We start from the raw sequence: 19,374 nt of genomic DNA, 5'->3' as shown, positions 1-19,374 counted from the left end.
GGGCGAGACCGAATGGTCTCGCCCACGGGGTTCGTCGGTGTTCGGTTGTCGTGCCGTGCCTGCGGTCAGGCTGCTGCGGTCACCGCGGCCGGGCTGCGGCTGTCGTGATGGGCTTCGAGGTGCTCCTCGAGGCCTTCGAGGGTGATGCCCTTGGTCTCCGGCACCGATCGGTACACGAAGGCCAGCGAGGCGAGATTGACCAAGACGAACAGTCCGAAGGTTCCGGTCGAGCCGAGTGCCGAGTTGAGCACCGGGAACAGGAACGAGATCAGCGCGTTGGTGCACCAGAGGACGAAGACCGCGATGCCCATCGCGAAGCCGCGGACGCTGAGCGGGAAGATCTCCGAGAGCAGCAGCCACACGCAGGTGCCGATGAACATCTGCACGAAGGCGACGAAGGCCACCATGCACGCGAGGATGATGTAGCTGCGTGAGGTCGTCTGCGGCAGCAGGAATGCCAGGGCGAGGGCGGCCTGGGTGATCGCGACGCCCGAGAAGCCGATCAGCAGCATGGTGCGGCGGCCGATGTAGCCCAGCAGGATGATGCCGATGATGGTGGTGACCACCGAGGTGACGCCGACCGCGATGGTCGCGATGAGTGCGGCGCTGACGCCCAGTCCGCTCTGCTCGAGGATCGTCGGTGCGTAGTAGTTCACGGTGTTGATGCCGGTTGCCTGCTGGATGATGGCCAGCCCGCAACCGATCAGCACGATCCGTCGAATCCACGGCACGTCGCGCACCACCGACAGCGGGGTGCGGCCACCGCGCATGTGCGTGATGTGATCGACGATGGTCGCGTACTCGGCGTCGGCCTCGTCGGGTGTACGGCTGCGGCCCAGGACGTTTCGTGACTCATCGAGGCGGCCCTTGAGGGCGTACCAGCGCGGCGAGTCGGGCAGGGCGAGCATGCCCAGCAACAGTGCGACCGCGGGCACCGCGGCGACGGCGAGCATGACGCGCCACACGTGCGGGTCGGTGACGATGTGGTCGAGCAGCGCGTTCATGGCGAAGGCCAACATCTGACCGGTGACGATCATCAGCTCGTTGATGGTGACCATCCGGCCACGACGCTCGGCGGGCGCCATCTCGGCCAGATAGAGGGGGCAGGTGACCGCCGCGGCGCCGACGCCGAGGCCGAGGATGATGCGGGCGATGACCATGATCGCCACATTCGGGGCGAGGGCGCAGCCGACGGCGCCGACCAGGAAGACCAGGCCGCCACAGCAGCAGCGTGCGCTTGCGCCCGAGCCGGTCGGCCACGCGGCCGCCGAACAGTGCGCCGAAGGCGGCGCCGGGGAAGAGTAGGGCGCTGACGACGGTGGCTTCGCCGAAGGCCGAGAGGTGGAGATCGTCTTTCATGTAGAGCAGCGCACCGGAGATCACTCCGGTGTCGTAGCCGAAGAGCAGTCCGCCGAGAGTGGCGATGACGGTGAGCTTGGTGAGAAACCGCCTGTTGGAAGCGGCTGATGTCGTCGTAGACATGGAAACCTCGATTTCCTGGGGAACTAACGCGCGTTACTAACGCGTGTGAGTAGTACTATGTCCTGACAAAGCGATTGTGTCAAGCGTCACTCGGAAACGGGGTTAGTCATGACGACCACTGCAGGGTCCCGGCGTCGGCGACCGACCATGGCCGACGTGGCCGAACGCGCCGGCGTGTCGCGCACTTTGGTCTCGTTCATCCTGGCCGGCAAGCCTGGTGCGGGGGAGGAGACGCAGCAGCGCGTGCTCGCCGTCGCCGAGGAGTTGGGTTACCGTCCCGACTCGGTCGCCCGGATGCTCGCCCGGGGTCGGAGCCGCACTCTCGGCGTGCTGGTCGACATGTCGCAGTTGTTCCAGTCCGAGCTCGTCACCCACATGTATCCGGCGGCCGAGGCGCTGAACCACGACGTGTTGTTGACGGCGAACCTGCCGGAGCGCTCGGAGGTGTCCTCGCTCGAGCGGCTGATCGATCACCGCTGCGGTGCCCTGATCGTGCTGGGGCCGCACACCGACGGCGCCGAGTTGCTCCCGGTGGCCGCACGCGCGCCGATGGTGGTGGTGGGCCGGTCCCTGGCCGAGGACGTTCTGGGCTCGGGTGGGGTCGCCACAGTACGCACCGACGACCATCTCGGTATGGCGCAGGCCGTGGATTATCTTGTGGGACTGGGGCACCGGGACATCCTGCACGTCGACGGCGGTGACGGGCCGGGGGCCGGCGACCGAACTCTCGGCTACCGCACGGCGATGCAACGGCACGGGCGCTCTGGGCACATCGCGATCGTGGCCGGTGCGCACAGCGAGGACGCGGGTGCGCGCGCAGCACGAGAACTCCTGGAGCGCAGCAGGCTACCGACAGCCATCCTCGCCGGCAACGACCGCTGTGCCCTCGGGCTGCTCGACGTGTTCACCCGAGCCGGTGTCGACGTCCCCGGCGACATCTCGCTCGTCGGCTACGACGACAGCCTGCTGTCCGACAACCCCCGGATCGATCTGACCACGATCCACCAGGACGCAATGGGAATGGCCACCACCGCAGTCGATCTCGCCGTCGCAATGCTCACCGACCAGTCCGACGGCGGCGACGACGTCGTGCTCGAGCCCTCGCTGAAAGTGCGCGGCACGACGGCTCCACCCCGCGAGCAGCGGTAGTGCCGGGTGGTCGCTGAGCCCCCCGGATGGTCGCCCCCAACCGGACCGGTGGTCGAGGTGCGAGGCGCGTGCGCCGAGCCTCGAGACCGCTTGCCGTGGTGCTGGTTCCGGACCACCACACAGAGAATCCCGCTCGCAGCGGGGGTCTCGAGGCCTCGTCGCTGGCGCTCCTCGGCACCTCGACCATCGGGGAAAGGTGACGCGTTGTTCCGATCGGGAAAGGTGAGGGGCGGTCCCCTCGATCGGGGTGGTGTCCCCTTCCGATGGTCGAGGTGTGAGGCGCATGCGCCGAGCCTCGAGACCGCTTGCCGTGATGCTGGTTCCGGACCACCACACAGAGAATCCCGCTCGCAGCGGGGGCGTGCCGCGAGCGGGATTCCCGGGTGTGGATGCGTCGACTCAGGTAGCCGCCGTACGCCGACTCATCGCACAGGCGTGATCCTCCGGGGAGGTGATCTCAGGCGTTCTGGGGGAAGCCGAGGTTGAGTCCGCCGGCGGCGCCGGGAGCGGAGCGAGCGGGCCGAAGTTCTCGACCGTTGGGGTCGAGCCAGCGGCTGGTGATGGCTTTGGCGCGGGTGAAGAAGTGGATGCCTTCGGTGCCGTGGGCGTGGGTGTCTCCGAAGAGGGAGGCTTTCCAGCCGCCGAAGCTGTAGTAGGCCATGGGGACGGGGATGGGGACGTTGATGCCGACCATGCCGACTTCGACTTCGTTCTGGAAGCGTCGGGCGGCGCCGCCGTCGTTGGTGAAGATGGCGGTGCCGTTGCCGTAGGGGTTGGAGTTGATCAGCTCGAGGGCTTGGTCGTAGGAGTCGACGCGCACGACCGACAGGACGGGTCCGAAGATTTCGTCGGTGTAGATGCTCATGTCGGGGGTGACGTTGTCGAACAGGGTGGGCCCCAACCAGAATCCATCGGCCCCACCGTCCGCGTCGACACCACGGCCATCGAGAACGACGGTCGCGCCGGCTTGTTCGCCGGCGTCGACGTAGGAGGCGACCTTGTCGCGGTGGGCGGCGGTGACCAGCGGTCCCATGTCGGAGTTCTTGGTGCCGTCACCGGTGGTGATGGTTCGGGCGCGTTCGGTGATCTTGGCGACCAGTTCGTCGGCGATGTCGCCGACGGCGACGGCGACCGAGATGGCCATGCAGCGTTCGCCTGCGGAGCCGAAGCCGGCGTTGACCATGGCGTCGGCGGCGAGATCGAGGTCGGCATCCGGGAGAATGATGGCGTGGTTCTTCGCGCCGCCGAGGGCTTGGACGCGTTTACCCGCGGCGGTGCCGGTGGCGTAGACGTATTGGGCGATCGGGGTGGAGCCGACGAAGCTGATGGATTTGATCGACGGGTTGGTGAGGAGTTCGTCGACGGCGGTCTTGTCGCCTTGTAGGACGTTGAACACGCCGTCGGGCAGTCCGGCTTCTTTCCAGAGTTCGGCCAGCCAGATCGAGGCGGTGGGGTCTTTTTCGGAGGGTTTGAGGACCACGGTGTTGCCGGCGGCGATGGCGATGGGGAAGAACCACATGGGGACCATTGCGGGGAAGTTGAAGGGGGAGATGATGCCGATGGGTCCGAGGGGTTGGCGGATGTTGAAGACGTCGACCTTGGTGGAGGCGTTTTCGGTGAATCCGCCCTTGAGCAGGTGCGGGATGCCGCAGGCGAATTCGACGACTTCCTGGCCGCGGGAGATCTCGCCGAGGGCGTCGGAGAGGACTTTGCCGTGTTCGGCGGTGATGATCTGAGCCAGCTCGCCCTTGCGCTCGTTGAGCAGTTCCCGGAAGCGGAACAGGATCGAGGTGCGCTTGGCCAGCGAGGTGTCACGCCAGGCGGGGAACGCCGCCGCGGCGGCGTCGATCACCGCGCGGGCGTCGGCGACATTGGCCAACGCGACCTGCCCGGTGACCTGACCGGTCGCCGGATTCGTCACCGGCGCAGTGGCATTCGAGGTACCCGGGTAGGGCTTGTTGTTGGCCCAGTGGGAGACGGTGGTGGACATGGAGGTACTCCTGTTCTGCGTCGCGTGCTGTCACGCGACGCCGAAATCAGTGGGGGACTTGGTGTGTGGGCAGTGAGCGGGGTATGTCGGTGAACGGGGTCAGGGACGGAATTTGGCGACGTAGTCGTTCATCGTGGCGAGCTGGTAGCGGGACACCTCGTCGGCGTTCTCGTTCTCGGCGAACACACTCGACACCATGACCGAGTCGTCGCGGTCGTAGAAGCCGATCTCGCCGAGTGTGCCGAAGAACTCGTCCCAATTGACGTCGCCGTCGCCGATCTTGAGGTGCTGGTGCACGCGTACGGCGTTACCGGGCGGGTTGGTGATGTAGCGAAGCCCGTGTGAGGCATGATGATCCATGGTGTCGGCCACGTGCACCAGGCGAAGCATGTCACCGGCGGTCGTCATGATCTCCCGCATGTTGCCGCCCATGTGGAAGCTGTGGCAGGCGACGTAGACCAAACCGAAGTTCTTCGAGTTGATCCCGCGGATCATGCGGATCGCGGCCAACCCGTCCTCCACGAAATCATCTGGGTGCGGATCGATCCGGACGTCGATGCCCTCACGTTCGATGATCGGCACGAGTTCCTCCATCGACCGGTAGAAGGCCCGCTCGGACTCCTCCGGCTTCTCCGGACGACCGGAGAACTCGGTGTTCATCACGTTCACGCCCAGATCGACGGTGATCTGGATGGCGCGTTTCCAGTAGCGCACGGCCGCCTCGCGGGCGTCCTCGTCGGGCCCGGACCACCGCAATACCGGTAGCACCGAAGCGATTCCGACGCCGGCGTCCTTGCACGCCCGGCGAAACCTCGCGACGAGATCGTCGTCGGCCTTGGGATGATTGAAGAACGGGATCATGTCGACGTGCGGGGTCAGCTGCAGGTACTCGTACCCGAGATCGGCAACCACGCCCGGCAATTCGAGCAGCGAATGGGAATGATGGAACGGCGTGGGATCGAGGGCGACCTTCATGGATCAGGCCCCCGCAATCGATGCGCGGTCGACCATGTCGACGGTGACGATCTCGCCGGTCTCGAGAGCCTTGACACCCGCCGCGCACACCGCGGCCGCGGCATAACCGTCCCACGCACCGGGGCCGTCGACGTTGATGCCGGCCTTGACGGCGTTGACCCACCGCTGGATCTCGGCATCGTAGGCGGCGCCGAAGCGCTCCACGAACGACGGCGTGATATCGCCGCCCCAGATCCCCGCAACCTTCCTTCCTCCGGCACTGGACTGCACGGGGTTGCGCTGCTTGCGCACCACGCCGCCCTGGTCGAGACCGATGAAGGCAGAACCGAATTCACCGACGACCTCGGTGCGCACCTCGTAGGCGACACCGGTGGTGACGAAGCACTCGACGTCGATGTGGCGACCCGACGCGGTACGGAAGATCGCGATCTGCGGGTCCTTGAGGCCCTCGGGCGCCTGCGGATTGGAACCCGGCGCGATGATCTGCACCGAGACGATCTCCTCGTCGAACAGGAACCGGGTGACGTCGACCTCGTGGACGATCGAATCCTTGACGATCATCGCCGAGTCGAAACCCGGTGGGACCATCGGGTTGCGGTGCACGCAATGCGCCACCAGCAGCTGCCCGAAGGTGCCGTCGTCGATGAGCGACTTCAGCTGCTCGTATTCGTGATCGAAGCGCCGCATGAACCCGACCTGGATCAGCTTGCGCCCCAACTCCGCTTCCCGCTTGACGACCTCCAGGGAGGTGGCCACATCGGTGGTCAGCGGCTTCTCGCACATCACCGGCTTGCGGGCCTCGAGGCACGCCAGCAACTGCTTCTCGTGGGTGGGACCGGGGGTGGCGAGGATGACGGCGTCGACATCGGGATCGGCGATCGCGTCGAGCGGATCGTTGATCACCCGGCAGCCCGGAATCGTCGCCGCGAGTTCCTCGGCCTTCTCCGGGAAGTAGTCGTTGAGGACGTTGACGGTGGCGCCCTTGATGCGTTCGGTGATGCGGGCGACGTGGTCGGCACCCATCATCCCGACGCCCAGGACGGCGATACGCAAGTCGGTCATGGTGTACTCCGTGAAATAGTTCGGGGTGAAATAAGTTGGAGGGAGAGAGAATCAGCTGAAACGGACGGCCGGCACACCGCACGATCCCAGATACTTCTGGGTGCGCTGGGCGATGGGCAGCGGGGCATCGGGACTGCAGGGGTACATGTCCTGCTCGACGATGCCGAAGATGTCGATGTCGAGAGCGGCGACGGCCTCGAGCAGCGGCGGCATCTCCGGGATGCCACGCGGCGGTTCGGTCATCGCGCCCAGGCGGACCGCCTCGCCGAACGGCAGGTCATCGGCGGCGACCTTGGCCCGAACCTGCTCGTCGACCTGCTTGAGGTGCAGGTACCCGATGCGGTCGGGGTGGGCGTTGATGATGGCGATGTTGTCGCCTCCGCAGTAGCTGACGTGACCGGTGTCCAGGCACAGGTTCACGAACTGCTGGTCGGTGTTCTCCAGGAACCGGTAGATGTTCTCCTCGGTGTCGACGTGGGAGTCGGCATGCGGGTGGTATTGCGCTCGCACACCGTACTTCTCGAACATCGCCTTGCCCAGTTCGTTCATGCCCTGGGTCTTCTTGCGCCACTGCTCATCGGTGAGCGTGCGATCCTCGAGCACCTCGCCGGTGGCCGGGTCGCGCCACATCTCCGGGATGACGACGACGTGCTTGCCGCCGACGGCTGCGGTCAACTTGGCGACATCCTCGATCTGAGTCCACACCGCATCCCACGAATCGTCCTGGTGCAGATGCTCGAAGACCGTGCCGGCCGAGAGCTTCAGCCCGCGACTGCCGAGCTCGTCGCGCAACTGCTGCGGATCGGTGGGCAGATAACCGAACGGGCCCAACTCGATCCACTCATAACCCGACGCGGCGACCTCGTCGAGGAAGCGGGTGTAGGGGGTCTGCTGCGGATCGTCGGGGAACCAGACGCCCCACGAGTCGGGGGCGGAACCGACGAGGATCTTCGACATCACTGAAGTCCATTGTTCGACGGGGCGGGATTGTTCGACGGCGCAGGGGAGTCGGCCGGCGTGGTGGGGGCGAGATAGGGGCGCTGGACGGCTTTCCACTGCTCGTAGACGCCGTAGGCCTGCTGGGTGGATTCCAGGGTCGAGGTCTCCGATACCGGTACGTCCCACCAGGATTCACTGTCGGGGGCACCGATCAGCGGATCGGTCTCGACGTGGATGACGGTGGTGCGGTCGGCGGCCTTCGCGGTCTTGATGGCGTCGGCGAATTCGGCGGCGGTGCCGGCACGGATGACGTCGGCGCCCAGGGATGCGGCGTTGGCCGCCAGGTCGATCGGAAGCGTGGACCCGTTGAGGCGTCCGCTCTCACCGCGATAGCGGTAGTCGGTGCCGAATCGCTGCGACCCCAACGACTCCGAGAGCGAGCCGATGGAGGCGAAGCCATGATTCTGCACGAGCACCACGATGACCTTCAGGTTCTCTTGGACGGCGGTCACCAATTCGGTGGCCATCATCAGATACGAACCATCGCCGACCATGACGAACACGTCGCGGTCCGGGCAGGCCATCTTGACGCCGAGACCACCGGCGACCTCGTATCCCATGCAGGAATACCCGTATTCGACGTGATAGCCCTTGGCATCGCGGGTCCGCCACAACTTGTGCAGATCGCCGGGCATCGATCCGGCGGCACACACCACCACGTCGCGCGGATCGGAGGTCTCGTTGACCAGACCGATGACCGAGCCCTGGGTCAGCGCCTCCTCGCCGGTGGCGACGTTGACGCCGACGGCGGTGGGGGAGTACGCGTCGTCGACGATGCGATCCCACTCGGCGGCGAGCTCGGCGACCCGGTCACGGTAGGACTGCTCGACGCGGTGATCGGCCAGCAGCTCGTCGAGCGTCTCGATGGCCTCCCGGGCGTCGGCGACGACGCTGTAGCCGGCATGCTTGACCGAATCCAGGGATGCGACATTGATGTTGACGAAACGCACGCCCTCGCCGGTGAACGCGGTACGCGAGGCGGTCGTGAAATCGCTGTAGCGCGTGCCGATCCCGATGACGACGTCGGCGTCGGCGGCGAGCGCGTTGGCGGCGGTGGTGCCGGTGGAGCCGATGGCACCCACCGACTGTGGGTGGTCATAGGGCAGCGAGCCCTTGCCGGCCTGGCTCTGGCCGACCGGAATGCCGGTGCGCGAACAGAAGTCGGCGAGCGCCTCGGTGGCACCGGAGTAGATGACCCCGCCACCGGCGACGATCAGCGGTCGGCGTGCCGAGCGGATGATCTCGGCTGCCTCGGCGATCACGCGACGTTCGGGCAGCGGACGCGCCACATGCCAGGTGCGTTCGGCGAACAGCGATTCGGGGAAGTCGAACGCCTCGGCCTGCACGTCCTGCGGGATGGCGACGGTCGCGGCGCCGGTCTCCACCGGGTCGGTCAGCACTCGCATTGCGCCGAGTAACGCGCCGGCCAGCTGCTCCGGCCGCCACACGCGGTCGAAGTACCGCGAGACCGGCTTGAACGCATCGTTGACGGTGACATCACCCGACGAGGGCAGCTCCAGCTCCTGCAGCACCGGGGAGGTGGCGCGCGTGGCAAAGGTGTCGGCCGGCAGGAGTAGCACCGGAATCCGGTTGATGGTGGCCAGTGCGGCGCCGGTGAGCATGTTGGTGGCACCGGGTCCGACCGAGGCGGTCACGGCCCACGACTGCAGACGATCCTTCATCCGGGCATAGCCGACGGCCGAATGCACCATCGCCTGCTCGTTACGTCCGAGCACGTACTTCAGCGACAGCTCGCGCCCGGCATCGACGTCGTCAATCTCGTTCTGCAGCAACGCCTGTCCGAGTCCGGCGACGTTGCCGTGACCGAAGATGCCGAAACAGCCGGCGAAGAACTTCGACCGCTCGCCGTCACGCTCGACGTACTGGTTGGCCAAGAAGCGCACGGTCGCCTGCGCGACGGTCAGCCGGACGGTCGGTTCACCGTGCGGGGTGCGGACGCCGGTCACGCCGCCGGCGCGCCCCTGGTTGATCGGTGCCACGATGACTTCTTTCTCAGTGGTGGGTGGTGGTCAGTGGGAGTTGTTGTCGTGCAGCGGGAGACGCGGATCGATCTCCTGATGTTCCCAGCTGCCGCGCAGCCAGGTGTGGGCGGGATCGTCACAGATCTTCCAGGCCCGTTCGGGGCCCGGTCCGGCCATCACGTTGAGGTAGTACATGTGATAGCCGGGAGCGGCGATCGACGGTCCGTGATAGCCGTGCGGTACGAGGACGACGTCACCCGAGCGGACCTCCTCGAGCACCTCGATGGGGCGCTCGGGCGTTCCGTACACCCGGTGATAGCCGAAACCGGTTATCTGACTGAACTCGAAGTAGTAGATCTCCTCGAGCTGCGATTCGACCTCGGAGTTCTCGTCATGCTTGTGCGCGGGGTAGCTCGACCAGTTGCCGCTCGGGGTGATGACCTCGCAGGCGATGATCGAGTCGGCCTCGAACACGTCGGCGGTGCCGAAGTTGTGGACCTGCCGGCTACAGTTGCCCGCACCGCGAAGCTCCACCGGCACACCGGCCCTCGGACCGTACCGGAACGGCAGCGTCGTCGACGCCCGTGCGCCGCACAGTGCGAATCGGCCACCGTCGGCACTGGTCACGGTGAACTCCGAGTCCCGGCCGACGTAGGCGAAGTCACTCGGCCCGTCGAAGACGCTCTGGCGACCCTCGAGCTCGAACTGTCTTCCGTCGCAGGCCACCACGGCCGAGCCGGACAGCGGGATCACGATGATCTCGTCGGGCCCGGAGCTGCGCGTGATCGAGTCACCCGGACCCAATTGCGCCACCCAGAGCGAGGATTCGCTCCAACCGGCGGACTCCGGCGTCACGTCGACACTCAGCGGCGCGGCGGCGCTGCCGGCCGGGATGTAGTACTTGCTGTTCATGGTGTTGCCTCAGCTCACCAGGTTCACGGCGGTGTCGACCGCGGTGGCGACGTCGTCGTCGGACGGATACAGCAGGGTGCGGCCGACGATGAGTCCGCGAACGGATGGAATCGCCAGTGCCCGTTCCCAACTCGCGAAGGTCTCTTCGGGCGCGGTCTGCGGGTCGCCACCGAGGAGCAGCGTCGGCATCGTGGTGGCGTCCATGACGCGCTCCATCTCGTCGACGACCGGCAACTTCAGCCAGGTGTAGGCCGACGTCGAGCCGATGCCCTGGATGATGTGCATCGACTTGATCACTGCATCGGCGCTCAGGTCGTTGCGGACCTTGCCCTCGATCCGTTGGGACATGAACGGCTCGAGCATCGCGATCACCTCGCCCGCGGCGAGTTCGTCGACCGCGGCGGCGCACGAGGTCAACATGTTCAGGGTGCCGGGATCGTCGAGATCGATGCGGCAGAGCATCTTTGCGCCGTTGAGGCCGGCCTCGACGGTCCAGGAGGCGGTGGCCGCGGTCATCCGGTCGTCGAGTTCGAACGAGGAGCCGGCCAGTCCGCCACGGTTCATCGACGAGAACACCACCTTGTCCTCGAGCGCCCCGAGAAGCAGCAGATCCTCGAGAATGTCGGAGGTGGCGAGGACGCCGTCGACGCCGGGGTTGGCCAGCGCGACGCGCAGGCGGTCCAACAGATCGGTACGGCTGTTCATGGCGGTCGGGTTCTTGCCCACCGACAGCGCGCCGCGGGCCGGGTGATCGGCGGCGACGATCATCAGCCGCTCGTCACCGTTGACGGTGTCGCGCCGACGCCGGCGAGCCCAGGCCTGTCCGATGATCTCGGGGCGCTGTGCGCGGACGGCGGTCACCTCGGCGTAGGAGGTGCAGGTGGGCAACTCGGTGAGCAGGTCGGTCGGGGTGATCGTGGTGGCGAGTTCAGGCATGGAGGCTCTCCTGGGCGTTGTCGGTGCCGGTGGATGCTGCGGTGGCAGCGAACGCGGCGACCTCGTCGGCGGTGGGCATGGCAGTGGAACATTCGAGGCGACCGGCGACGATCGCGCCGGCGGCGTTGGCGTGCAGCAGGATCTTCTCCAGTGGCCACTCCGAGAGCAGTCCGTGGCACAGCGAGCCACCGAAACTGTCACCGGCGCCGAGTCCGTTGACGACGTCGACCGGGAGCGGGGCGACCTCGACGGTCTCGTGACGCGTCTTGCCGAGCACTCCGCGCGGTCCCTGCTTGACGATCGCGAGTTCGACACCGAGGTCGAGCAGTGCGTCGGCAGCCTTGTGCGGATCGGTCTCACCGACGGCGACCTCGCACTCCTCGCGGTTGCCCACCGCGACGGTCACCTCGGTCAGTGCGCGCTGCACCTGCTCGGTGGCCGCGGCCGGTGACTCCCAGAACATCGGGCGGTAATCGAGATCGAGCACCGTCAGCGGTCGACGGGCCCGAGCCTCCCATGCCGCGAAATGTGCGCTGCGCGAGGGCTCTTCGGACAGTCCGGTCACCGTCGACCAGTACAGTCGAGCATCGGCGACGGCGACGGTGTCGATATCGGCGACGGCGACCTGCAGGTCGGGGGCGGTGGGCTTGCGATAGAAGTACAGGGGGAAGTCGTCGGGCGGGTAGATCTCGCAGAACGTCACCGGTGTCGCGTACACGTCGTCGACGCCGACGAAGCGGTTGTCGACGCCGAGTCGGGCCAGCTCGGCACGGACGAAGCGGCCGAACGGGTCGTCGCCCACGCCGGAGATCAGAGCCGCGGAGTGTCCGAGCCGGGCGGCCGCGACGGTCACGTTGGCTGCGCTGCCGCCGAGGAACTTACCGAAGCTGGTGACCTCCTCGAGGCCGACGCCGATCTGCTGCGGATAGATGTCGACGCCGCTGCGGCCGATCGCCAGCACGTCGAAGACGGGTGTTGGTCGGGCTGTGGTCACGGACTGCTCCCTGCTCGTAAGTCGTTCGCGGTGTTCGCTCCTCCACTGTGCGGCACACCACAGAGCAATGTCAAGACTTTGTCCTGACATTCTGACCTGGCATAGTGGGTGGCGCGGATCACAGCCGCCACGAGTGCGGTGCCGAATGCAGCAACCAGGAAGGGATTCCCATGACGACGAGTGCAGTGTCCGGGTCCTCCGCCGAATTGCCGGTGGGGATCATCGGTTTCGGCTGGATGGGCCGAGCCCACGCGCAGGCGTACGCCCGAGTGGCGCACCACTATCCGCAGCTGCGCCCGGCACCCCGGTTGGTGGCCATCGCCGACGACGTGCCCGGGCGGGCCGACGCGGCGGGGCAACAGTTCGACGCACGTGGCGTCACCGACTGGCGCGACCTCGTGGCCGATCCCGCGATCGCCGGGGTGAGTGTGACCGCACCGAACTTTCTGCACTGCGAAATCGGTTGCGCGGTGGTCGAGTCCGGCAAGCACCTATGGATCGAGAAGCCAGTCGGGCTGTCGTCGGCCGACGCCCGTGCCGTCGCCGACGCGGCGCACCGGGCCGGGGTGAGCACCGCGGTCGGGTTCAACTATCGCAACGCTCCCGCGGTCGCGTTGGCACGGGAGATCGTGGCAGCCGGGGAGATCGGCGAGGTCACCCACGCGCGTTTCCGGTTCTTCAGCGATTACGCCGCCCATCCCGACGGCGCGCTGAGCTGGCGCTTTCAGCGTGAACGCGGCGGCAACGGGGTCCTCGGTGATCTCGCCTCGCACGGCGTCGACCTCGTCTGGTATCTCCTCGGCGGTATCGACTCACTCATCGCCGACACCGCGATCTTCATCGACACCCGGCCCGAGCCGACCGGCGCGACGTCGGGCCACCAGCTGGCCACCGGGGGTGTGCGCGGGCCGGTGGAGAACGAGGATTACCTGTCGGCGCAGTTGCGGATGACCTCGGGCGCGCGGTGCGTCCTGGAGGCGAGTCGGGTGTCGGTGGGCGAGCAGAATTCGTACGGATTCGAGATCCACGGCACCACCGGAATCGTGCGGTGGGACTATCGCCGCATGGGTGAACTCGAGATCGGGCGCAGCGGCGCGTCCCGGGTGATCCAGGATCTGTCGGTGTCGACGCTGTTCGTGGGCCCCGGCCACGGACAGTACGGCGCCTTCCAGCCGGGCTCGGCCAACGCCATGGGTTACGACGATCTCAAGGTGATCGAGGCCGCCCGATTCGCCGCGGCCATCGCCGGCCCCGACGCACTCGCCCAGGTGGGGCCGGGTGCCACCATCGACGACGCGGTGCGTGCCGCCGAGGCGCTCGACGCCATGACGGCCTCGGTGCGCGAGGGGCGATGGGTCTCGCCCGCACCGGTGGAGGCGGTCTCGAGCGCCTCGTGACCTCACCACCGCAGCCGAGTGGGGATTTTCCGCGCGCGTTGGCACTGCTCGGTGCGGGCGCGATGTTCATGGAGATCCTCGATGCCACCATCGTCGTCACGGCCCTGCCGTCCATTGCCGCGGGCTTCGGCGTGGGGGCGCTCGATGCGGCCGGGGTGGTCACCGCCTACCTGATCACGTTGGCGGTGCTCATCCCGTTGAGCAGTTGGATCGCCGAGCGCTTCGGTGTGCGCCGGGTGTTCGTGCTCGCACTGGTGGTGTTCACCCTCGCGTCGGTGGGATGTGCTCTGGCGCCGTCACTTCCGGTGCTGATCGGGATGCGGGTGGTCCAGGCGGCCGGTGGGGCGATGATGGTGCCGATCGGGCGGCTCGCGGTTCTGCGGGCGGTGTCGGTGGGGCATGTGGCGCGGGCGATCGCCTACCTGACCTGGCCTGCGCTCGTTGCGCCGGTGGTGGCACCGCTGCTGGGCGGGCTGATCGTCGAGCACGCCTCCTGGCAGGTCATCTTCGTCCTCAACATTCCGATCGGCATCATCGGAGTCGTTGCCGCACTGCGTATTCTGCGACCCGACGTTGGGCGGCCGATTCGTCGGCTCGATGTGGTCGGGGTGTTGGGCACGATGGTGGCGGTCGGTGCGGCGATGACCGTGGCGGAGGTGCTCTCCGCGACGCCGGTGCGCTGGGTGATCGTCGTGGCAGGGCTGGTGGTGGCCATTGTCGTCGGCGTCGGCACCGTCGTACATCTGCGTTCGGCGCGCGATCCGTTGCTGAATCTCGCTGTGCTGCGCGTACATTCCTTCGCCTCGGTGATCGGATACGGCACGGCGTACCGGCTTGCGATCAGCGCGGTGCCCTTCGTGGTGCCGCTGATGCTGCAGGTGCATTTCGGCTGGTCGCCGGTGACGGCCGGCGCGATGGTGACCGCGCTTTTCGCCGGCAACGTCGTCATCAAACCCCTGACCACACCGTTGATGCGCCGCTGGGGAATCCGCCGCGTTCTCCTGGTGGTGTCGGCGGCGTCGGTGGTGACGTTCGTGGTGTTGGCCGCGGTCGGTGCAGCGACGCCGGCGTGGCTGCTGGCGCTCGTGCTGGTGGTGTCCGGGATGCTGCGGTCGATCGGTTTCTCCGCGTACAACACGCTCGCCTTCGCCGACGTGGGGGAAGTGCGACTCGGTGACGCGAATGCCCTGCACGCTGCCGTGCAGGAACTGGGCAATGCCTTCGGTGTTGCGCTGGCGTCGATGGCGATCGCACTGCTCGGCACGACGGCAGCGGTGCTCCCGGCCGGGGCGTATTCCGCGGTCTTCGTGATTCTGGCCGTCGTGATGGTGGTCTGCGCGGTCGGCGCGAGCGCTCTGCCCTCGCGGGTGGGTGCGCACGCACTCGGCACTCGCTGATTTCTCAGTATGTCCGGACAAAGTATTGACTTTTGGATGTGATCCGACTTACATCGACAGTGAATCAACGACGCCGGTGCGGCTTTTCGGCCGATTCGTTCGCCCCCAACCAGAGGATCACCCCATGACCAGCAGCGTGGAGTCGCCGTCGTCGAGTACGACGCCGGACCGGTCGGTCGATGCAGCAGTCGGGTGTGCGCTGGTCGGCGTCGTGTTCGACGCCTCCAACCCGTTCGAGGCCGACCTCGTCGACGCGCTCTATGCCGCGGCCGACCGGCGTGCGGTCACGCCCGGACAGTCGTCGTATCGCCTCGCGCTGAGCGGGCACGGGCGTGCACGGACCCGCCGACGCGCCGTCACCGATCTGGTCGGCATGGGCTGCGACGGCATCATCGTCATCGGCGCCACCCATGACGACGATCTCGACCTCCCGGCGGCCTCGGTGGTCATCGGCGAGCGTGTCCCCGGGTTGGGCCGCGTGACCGTCGGCACCGACGAATGGCAGGGCGCCCATCTGGCGGTGCAGCACCTGATCGATCTGGGGCACAACGCGATCGTCCACATCGGCGGCGGCGACCACCCCTGCGCCGCGGAGCGGCAGCGCGGCTACATCGGTGCAATGACCGCGGCCGGACTGCAGCAGCATTGCCAGATCCTGCGCGGCGACTACACCGAAGAGGCCGGGGCCCGGGTGGCCCACGAGATCCTGGAACGACTGCCACGGCCGACCGCGGTCTTCCTCGCCAACGATCGGATGGCGTTCGGTTTCGTCGACGTCATGCGCGCGCAGGGGGTGGAGATCCCGGCCGAGATGTCGGTGGTGGGCTACGACGACGGACATCTCGCCGGTGTTGAGGGCGTGGAGTTGACGACGGTCCGTCAGGACGTGCCTGGTCTCGCCGACGCCGCGATCGAGGCCCTCGGCCGCATCCTGGCCGGTGTCGAGGTGGCTTCTGCTGCTTGCGGATTCCATGGCGAGGTGGCCCTGGAACCGCAACTGGTGGTCCGGTCGACGACGGCCGCGGTCAAGGAGATCGCGGTGGCACCCACCCCGGAGCGCCCCGACGTTCCGGCCCGGCGCCGGTGGGGACTGATGCTCGACGACCTCGGCGATGAGGTGCAGCGGGCGCTGGGTACCCCGGGGCTGCTGACCGGGTCCATCGAGGTCGTTGCCAGCGCATCGACGTTGACGGCGTGGCGCATTGCCGATCGGCTCGGAATCATGGCCAGCTACGGACTGTATGAGGATCTGCTCGAGGATCCCGACATCGACGCCGTACTCGTGGCACTGCCAGGCGATCTCGGCGACGACTGGGCCCGCAAGGCCCGTGAGGTCGGCAAACACGTCTACCGGATCGGCTGATTCCCAACACTTCTCGCATCGTTGTCGGAAAGGACACCTGTGCCCGTGCATCTTCCCGCTGCCCGTACCCCCGACCCCCGGTCGGCACCCGCCATGCGCTGGGGCATCCTCGGCCCCGGGTGGATCGCCTCGAGGTTCGTTGCGGCGTTGCAGAAACACACCTCCCAAGAGGTCGTTGCCGTCGGTTCGCGATCGGCCGACCGCGCCGAGGAGTTCGCGCGGAGCTTCGGGATCGCCGCTCATCACGGGTCGTACGAGTCGCTGCTCGCCGACCCGTCGGTCGACATCGTCTACGTGTGCACCCCGCACACCGAGCACCGGCCCGGCGCACTCGCCGCGTTGGACGCCGGAAAGCACGTCTTGGTGGAGAAACCGCTGGGCATCAACGCCGAGCAGGCGCGTGAGATCGCCGAGAAGTCCACGCGAACAGGGTTGTTCGCCGGTGAGGCGATGTGGTCGCGATTCCTGCCCAAGTTCGATGTCCTGCGGCAGGTACTCGACTCCGGGATGCTCGGTGAGATCCGCACGGTGATGGCCGACCACGGCGAGTACTTCACCACAGATCACCGCATCTACGATCCGGCCCTGGCCGGCGGTCCGATGCTCGATCTCGGCTCCTACCCGGTGGTCTTCGCGCACTGGGTCCTCGGCGCCCCCACCGACATCGCCGCCCTCGGTACCCCGGCGAATGCCGAACTCAACGGCCAGATCTCGGCGGTGCTCGGCAACGTCGACGGTGCGCAGGCGGTGCTCAACACCACCATCCTCTCCGACACCCCGACATCGGCGGCGATCTGCGGAGTCGATGGACAGGTGCGGATTCCCGGGCCCTTCTATCAGCCGGGACCGTTCGAGGTGCGTCTGCGCGACGGCGGTGTACTGCGACACGACGAGGAACACGGCGGCCATGAGGACGGGCTGCACTACTCGGCGGCCGACGCCGCCCGTGAGATTGTCTCGGGCAACCGCGAATCCACCCTCCACCCGCTCGACGACGTGATCTCGACCCTGACCACCATGGACGCCATCCGCGCACGTCTCGACATCGTTTTCCCCGGGGAGCAGCACGCATGACCATTCGTATCGGCATCATCGGCGTCGGCGTCATGGGCGCCGATCACGCCCATACCCTCGATCGCTATGTCAACGGCGCGGAGGTCACCGCGATCGCCGACGTGAACGCTGCGTCGGCGAATACGGTTGCTGCGCAGTTGCGTTCCGCCCGCGTGGTGGACGACGCGCAGGCTCTGATCGCCGCCGACGACGTCGACGCCGTCATCATCGCCTCGCACGATTCGACCCACGCTGCGCTGACCCTCGCGGCGATCGATGCGGGCAAGCCGGTGCTGTGTGAGAAGCCGCTCGCGCCGACGGTCGCCGAGTCACGCTCGGTGTGCGCGGCCGAGAAGCGCAGTGGCCGTTCCCTGATCAGCGTCGGATTCATGCGCAGATTCGACCCCTCGTATGTGGACCTGCGACGCAGCGTCACCTCGGGCGAACTCGGCGAGGTGCTCGTCGCGCATTGTGTGAGCCGTACGGTCGAGGCCCATCCCGACGGTGATTCGGCGTCGACGGTGACCAACTCGGCCATCCACGAACTCGATGTGATGCCATGGCTGATCGGTTCGCCGATCGCCGAGGTGAGTTGGCACGCCGGACGCTCCTCGCGGCACGCCGGTCGTCGCATCGATCCGCAGATCCTGGTGATGCGCACCGAATCCGACATACTCATCACCGTGGAGGTATTCCTCAACGCGCAGTACGGATACGACACCCGGTGCGAGGTGGTCGGGGAGGAGGGCGTTGCCGCGCTGACCTTGCCCTCCACCGTGGTCACCGACCGCGAGCGCGCCCGATCGCTCGCCTACCCCGCTGACTGGCGTCCGCGCTACGCCGATGCCTACCGTGAGCAACTCTGCGAATGGGTCCGCGCCCTGGAAACCGGTCGAACCCCGCGCCTGGCAACCGCCGAGGACGGCTTACGCGCCGCGATCGTCGCCGAAGCCGTCATCGAATCGATGACCCACAATGGGCAAGTGGTTCCGGTGGCCTACGATCGCGAGACCATCGGGGCATAGCCCGGGCAACTCAGATACCTTTCCCCTCGATGGTCGAGGCCCTTCCCGGCGGTCGAGGTGTCCCTTTCACCGGTGATCGAGATGTCTTTTTCTGGTGGTCGAGGAGCCATTCTCTGGTGGTCGAGGTGTCTTTTTCTGGTCGTCGAGGAGCCGTTTTCTGGTGGTCAGGTGCGACGAGCGCCAGCGAGCAGCCTCGAGACCCGGTGAGTCACAGCTGGTTCCATCCCACCGCGAAACACCGTCACCGTGGGTAGGTGACGATCACCTGCCCCGTCCGTCGGTTCCGCCACTGCACCCGCCGATCGGTGTAGAGCGTTGGTACCCATTCGGCGAGGTGTTTGCGTTGGTGATCGGCCCGGCAGAGTGGGATGAGGTCGCCGAGTACTGTCCAGCCTCCGGCTTCGGGGTTGGTGTGGTTGAAGGGTTGCCAGTGGTCGAGGTCGCACAGGTGTGAGGGCATCCCGCAGTAGGGGTATCGGCACCAGGCGTCGTTGGCGAGCACCTCAGCGCGCAGTGTGGCGCTGGGGGCATAGGTCAATGCCCCAGGTGGTGGCACGGTGTGACCGCCGTGTCCGGTCGGATCGGCCGGTGGGGCTTGCGCGCGGTCGGAGATCTGCGGGATCAACGGACCAGCCGTGCGTGCGGATTCGGGGTAGTG

General features: G+C 67.0%; 15 protein-coding genes and 1 pseudogene. 6 read left to right on the top strand and 10 right to left on the bottom strand.

Annotation, left to right across the window (positions count from 1 at the left end; translation table 11 throughout):
* Positions 1 to 65: 65 nt before the first annotated feature.
* Positions 66 to 1,482: pseudogene (locus tag B1964_RS16975) on the bottom strand (sugar porter family MFS transporter).
* 108 nt (positions 1,483 to 1,590) lie between these two features.
* On the opposite strand from B1964_RS16975, the gene B1964_RS16970 reads away from it, so the two are divergent.
* The gene (locus B1964_RS16970) at positions 1,591 to 2,631 is read left to right on the top strand and encodes a LacI family DNA-binding transcriptional regulator (protein ID WP_079930602.1); all 1,041 of its coding nucleotides are present in this window, start codon (positions 1,591 to 1,593) and stop codon (positions 2,629 to 2,631) included.
* A gap of 457 nt (positions 2,632 to 3,088) precedes the next feature.
* On the opposite strand, the gene B1964_RS16965 is transcribed toward B1964_RS16970, so the two are convergent.
* The 8 genes from B1964_RS16965 to iolC all read right to left on the bottom strand — a co-directional run bounded on the left by B1964_RS16965 (position 3,089) and on the right by iolC (position 12,481).
* Positions 3,089 to 4,621 (bottom strand): CoA-acylating methylmalonate-semialdehyde dehydrogenase, encoded by a 1,533-nt coding sequence (locus tag B1964_RS16965; RefSeq protein WP_079930601.1) that lies wholly within the window; start codon positions 4,619 to 4,621, stop codon positions 3,089 to 3,091.
* 99 nt (positions 4,622 to 4,720) lie between these two features.
* On the bottom strand, positions 4,721 to 5,596 hold the full coding sequence (locus B1964_RS16960) for a sugar phosphate isomerase/epimerase family protein (RefSeq protein ID WP_014360907.1): 876 nt from the start codon (positions 5,594 to 5,596) through the stop codon (positions 4,721 to 4,723).
* A 3-nt stretch (positions 5,597 to 5,599) separates the two neighbouring features.
* Positions 5,600 to 6,658 (bottom strand): Gfo/Idh/MocA family oxidoreductase, encoded by a 1,059-nt coding sequence (locus B1964_RS16955; RefSeq protein WP_079930600.1) that lies wholly within the window; start codon positions 6,656 to 6,658, stop codon positions 5,600 to 5,602.
* Between the two features lie 51 nt (positions 6,659 to 6,709).
* Positions 6,710 to 7,615: a sugar phosphate isomerase/epimerase gene (locus B1964_RS16950; RefSeq protein ID WP_020170502.1), complete on the bottom strand. Its 906-nt coding sequence runs from the start codon at positions 7,613 to 7,615 to the stop codon at positions 6,710 to 6,712.
* Positions 7,615 to 9,657 carry a 3D-(3,5/4)-trihydroxycyclohexane-1,2-dione acylhydrolase (decyclizing) gene (iolD, locus tag B1964_RS16945; protein ID WP_079930599.1) on the bottom strand — a complete coding sequence of 681 codons (2,043 nt, stop codon included), beginning with the start codon at positions 9,655 to 9,657 and terminating at the stop codon, positions 7,615 to 7,617. The genes B1964_RS16950 and iolD overlap by 1 nt, the downstream gene beginning before the upstream one ends.
* A 30-nt stretch (positions 9,658 to 9,687) precedes the next feature.
* A complete protein-coding gene (gene iolB, locus B1964_RS16940) occupies positions 9,688 to 10,551 on the bottom strand; it encodes a 5-deoxy-glucuronate isomerase (RefSeq protein ID WP_079930598.1) in 864 nt (287 codons plus the stop codon).
* A 9-nt stretch (positions 10,552 to 10,560) separates the two neighbouring features.
* The gene (locus B1964_RS16935) at positions 10,561 to 11,487 is read right to left on the bottom strand and encodes an aldolase (RefSeq protein ID WP_079930597.1); all 927 of its coding nucleotides are present in this window, start codon (positions 11,485 to 11,487) and stop codon (positions 10,561 to 10,563) included.
* Positions 11,480 to 12,481 carry a 5-dehydro-2-deoxygluconokinase gene (gene iolC, locus B1964_RS16930; protein WP_079930596.1) on the bottom strand — a complete coding sequence of 334 codons (1,002 nt, stop codon included), beginning with the start codon at positions 12,479 to 12,481 and terminating at the stop codon, positions 11,480 to 11,482. The genes B1964_RS16935 and iolC overlap by 8 nt, the downstream gene beginning before the upstream one ends.
* A gap of 170 nt (positions 12,482 to 12,651) precedes the next feature.
* On the opposite strand from iolC, the gene B1964_RS16925 reads away from it, so the two are divergent.
* The 5 genes from B1964_RS16925 (at position 12,652) to B1964_RS16905 (ending at position 18,716) form a co-directional block, all read left to right on the top strand.
* Positions 12,652 to 13,878 carry a Gfo/Idh/MocA family oxidoreductase gene (locus B1964_RS16925; protein WP_079930605.1) on the top strand — a complete coding sequence of 409 codons (1,227 nt, stop codon included), beginning with the start codon at positions 12,652 to 12,654 and terminating at the stop codon, positions 13,876 to 13,878.
* A complete protein-coding gene (locus B1964_RS16920; RefSeq protein WP_079930595.1) occupies positions 13,833 to 15,275 on the top strand; it encodes an MFS transporter in 1,443 nt (480 codons plus the stop codon). Before B1964_RS16925 ends, B1964_RS16920 begins: the two co-directional genes overlap by 46 nt.
* A 124-nt stretch (positions 15,276 to 15,399) precedes the next feature.
* The gene (locus tag B1964_RS16915) at positions 15,400 to 16,638 is read left to right on the top strand and encodes a substrate-binding domain-containing protein (protein ID WP_079930594.1); all 1,239 of its coding nucleotides are present in this window, start codon (positions 15,400 to 15,402) and stop codon (positions 16,636 to 16,638) included.
* Positions 16,639 to 16,677: 39 nt separating this feature from the next.
* Entirely contained in the window at positions 16,678 to 17,712 is a 1,035-nt protein-coding gene (locus tag B1964_RS16910) for a Gfo/Idh/MocA family oxidoreductase (RefSeq protein ID WP_079930593.1), read from the top strand.
* A complete protein-coding gene (locus B1964_RS16905; protein ID WP_079930592.1) occupies positions 17,709 to 18,716 on the top strand; it encodes a Gfo/Idh/MocA family oxidoreductase in 1,008 nt (335 codons plus the stop codon). Before B1964_RS16910 ends, B1964_RS16905 begins: the two co-directional genes overlap by 4 nt.
* 241 nt (positions 18,717 to 18,957) lie before the next feature.
* Here B1964_RS16905 and B1964_RS16900 read toward each other — a convergent pair.
* Positions 18,958 to 19,374, bottom strand: a 417-nt coding sequence (locus B1964_RS16900) for an HNH endonuclease signature motif containing protein (RefSeq protein WP_139765772.1), incomplete at its 5' end; no start/stop codon positions are given.

The organism is Gordonia sp. i37 (assembly GCF_002043085.1).
Lineage (GTDB): Bacteria > Actinomycetota > Actinomycetes > Mycobacteriales > Mycobacteriaceae > Gordonia > Gordonia polyisoprenivorans.
The sequence above is the reverse complement of the archived record's forward strand: the minus strand, read 5'-3'. Positions and strand labels throughout refer to the sequence as shown.

What these genes read in the sequence shown, in the direction of transcription:
- B1964_RS16955 (WP_079930600.1), bottom strand. Translation starts at nt 6,658, where the DNA reads ATGACCGACTTGCGTATCGCCGTCCTGGGCGTCGGGATGATGGGTGCC.
- B1964_RS16915 (WP_079930594.1), top strand. Translation starts at nt 15,400, where the DNA reads ATGACCAGCAGCGTGGAGTCGCCGTCGTCGAGTACGACGCCGGACCGG.
- B1964_RS16920 (WP_079930595.1), top strand. Translation starts at nt 13,833, where the DNA reads ATGGGTCTCGCCCGCACCGGTGGAGGCGGTCTCGAGCGCCTCGTGACC.
- B1964_RS16965 (WP_079930601.1), bottom strand. Translation starts at nt 4,621, where the DNA reads ATGTCCACCACCGTCTCCCACTGGGCCAACAACAAGCCCTACCCGGGT.
- B1964_RS16950 (WP_020170502.1), bottom strand. Translation starts at nt 7,615, where the DNA reads ATGTCGAAGATCCTCGTCGGTTCCGCCCCCGACTCGTGGGGCGTCTGG.
- B1964_RS16935 (WP_079930597.1), bottom strand. Translation starts at nt 11,487, where the DNA reads ATGCCTGAACTCGCCACCACGATCACCCCGACCGACCTGCTCACCGAG.
- B1964_RS16970 (WP_079930602.1), top strand. Translation starts at nt 1,591, where the DNA reads ATGACGACCACTGCAGGGTCCCGGCGTCGGCGACCGACCATGGCCGAC.
- B1964_RS16960 (WP_014360907.1), bottom strand. Translation starts at nt 5,596, where the DNA reads ATGAAGGTCGCCCTCGATCCCACGCCGTTCCATCATTCCCATTCGCTG.
- iolB (WP_079930598.1), bottom strand. Translation starts at nt 10,551, where the DNA reads ATGAACAGCAAGTACTACATCCCGGCCGGCAGCGCCGCCGCGCCGCTG.
- B1964_RS16925 (WP_079930605.1), top strand. Translation starts at nt 12,652, where the DNA reads ATGACGACGAGTGCAGTGTCCGGGTCCTCCGCCGAATTGCCGGTGGGG.
- B1964_RS16905 (WP_079930592.1), top strand. Translation starts at nt 17,709, where the DNA reads ATGACCATTCGTATCGGCATCATCGGCGTCGGCGTCATGGGCGCCGAT.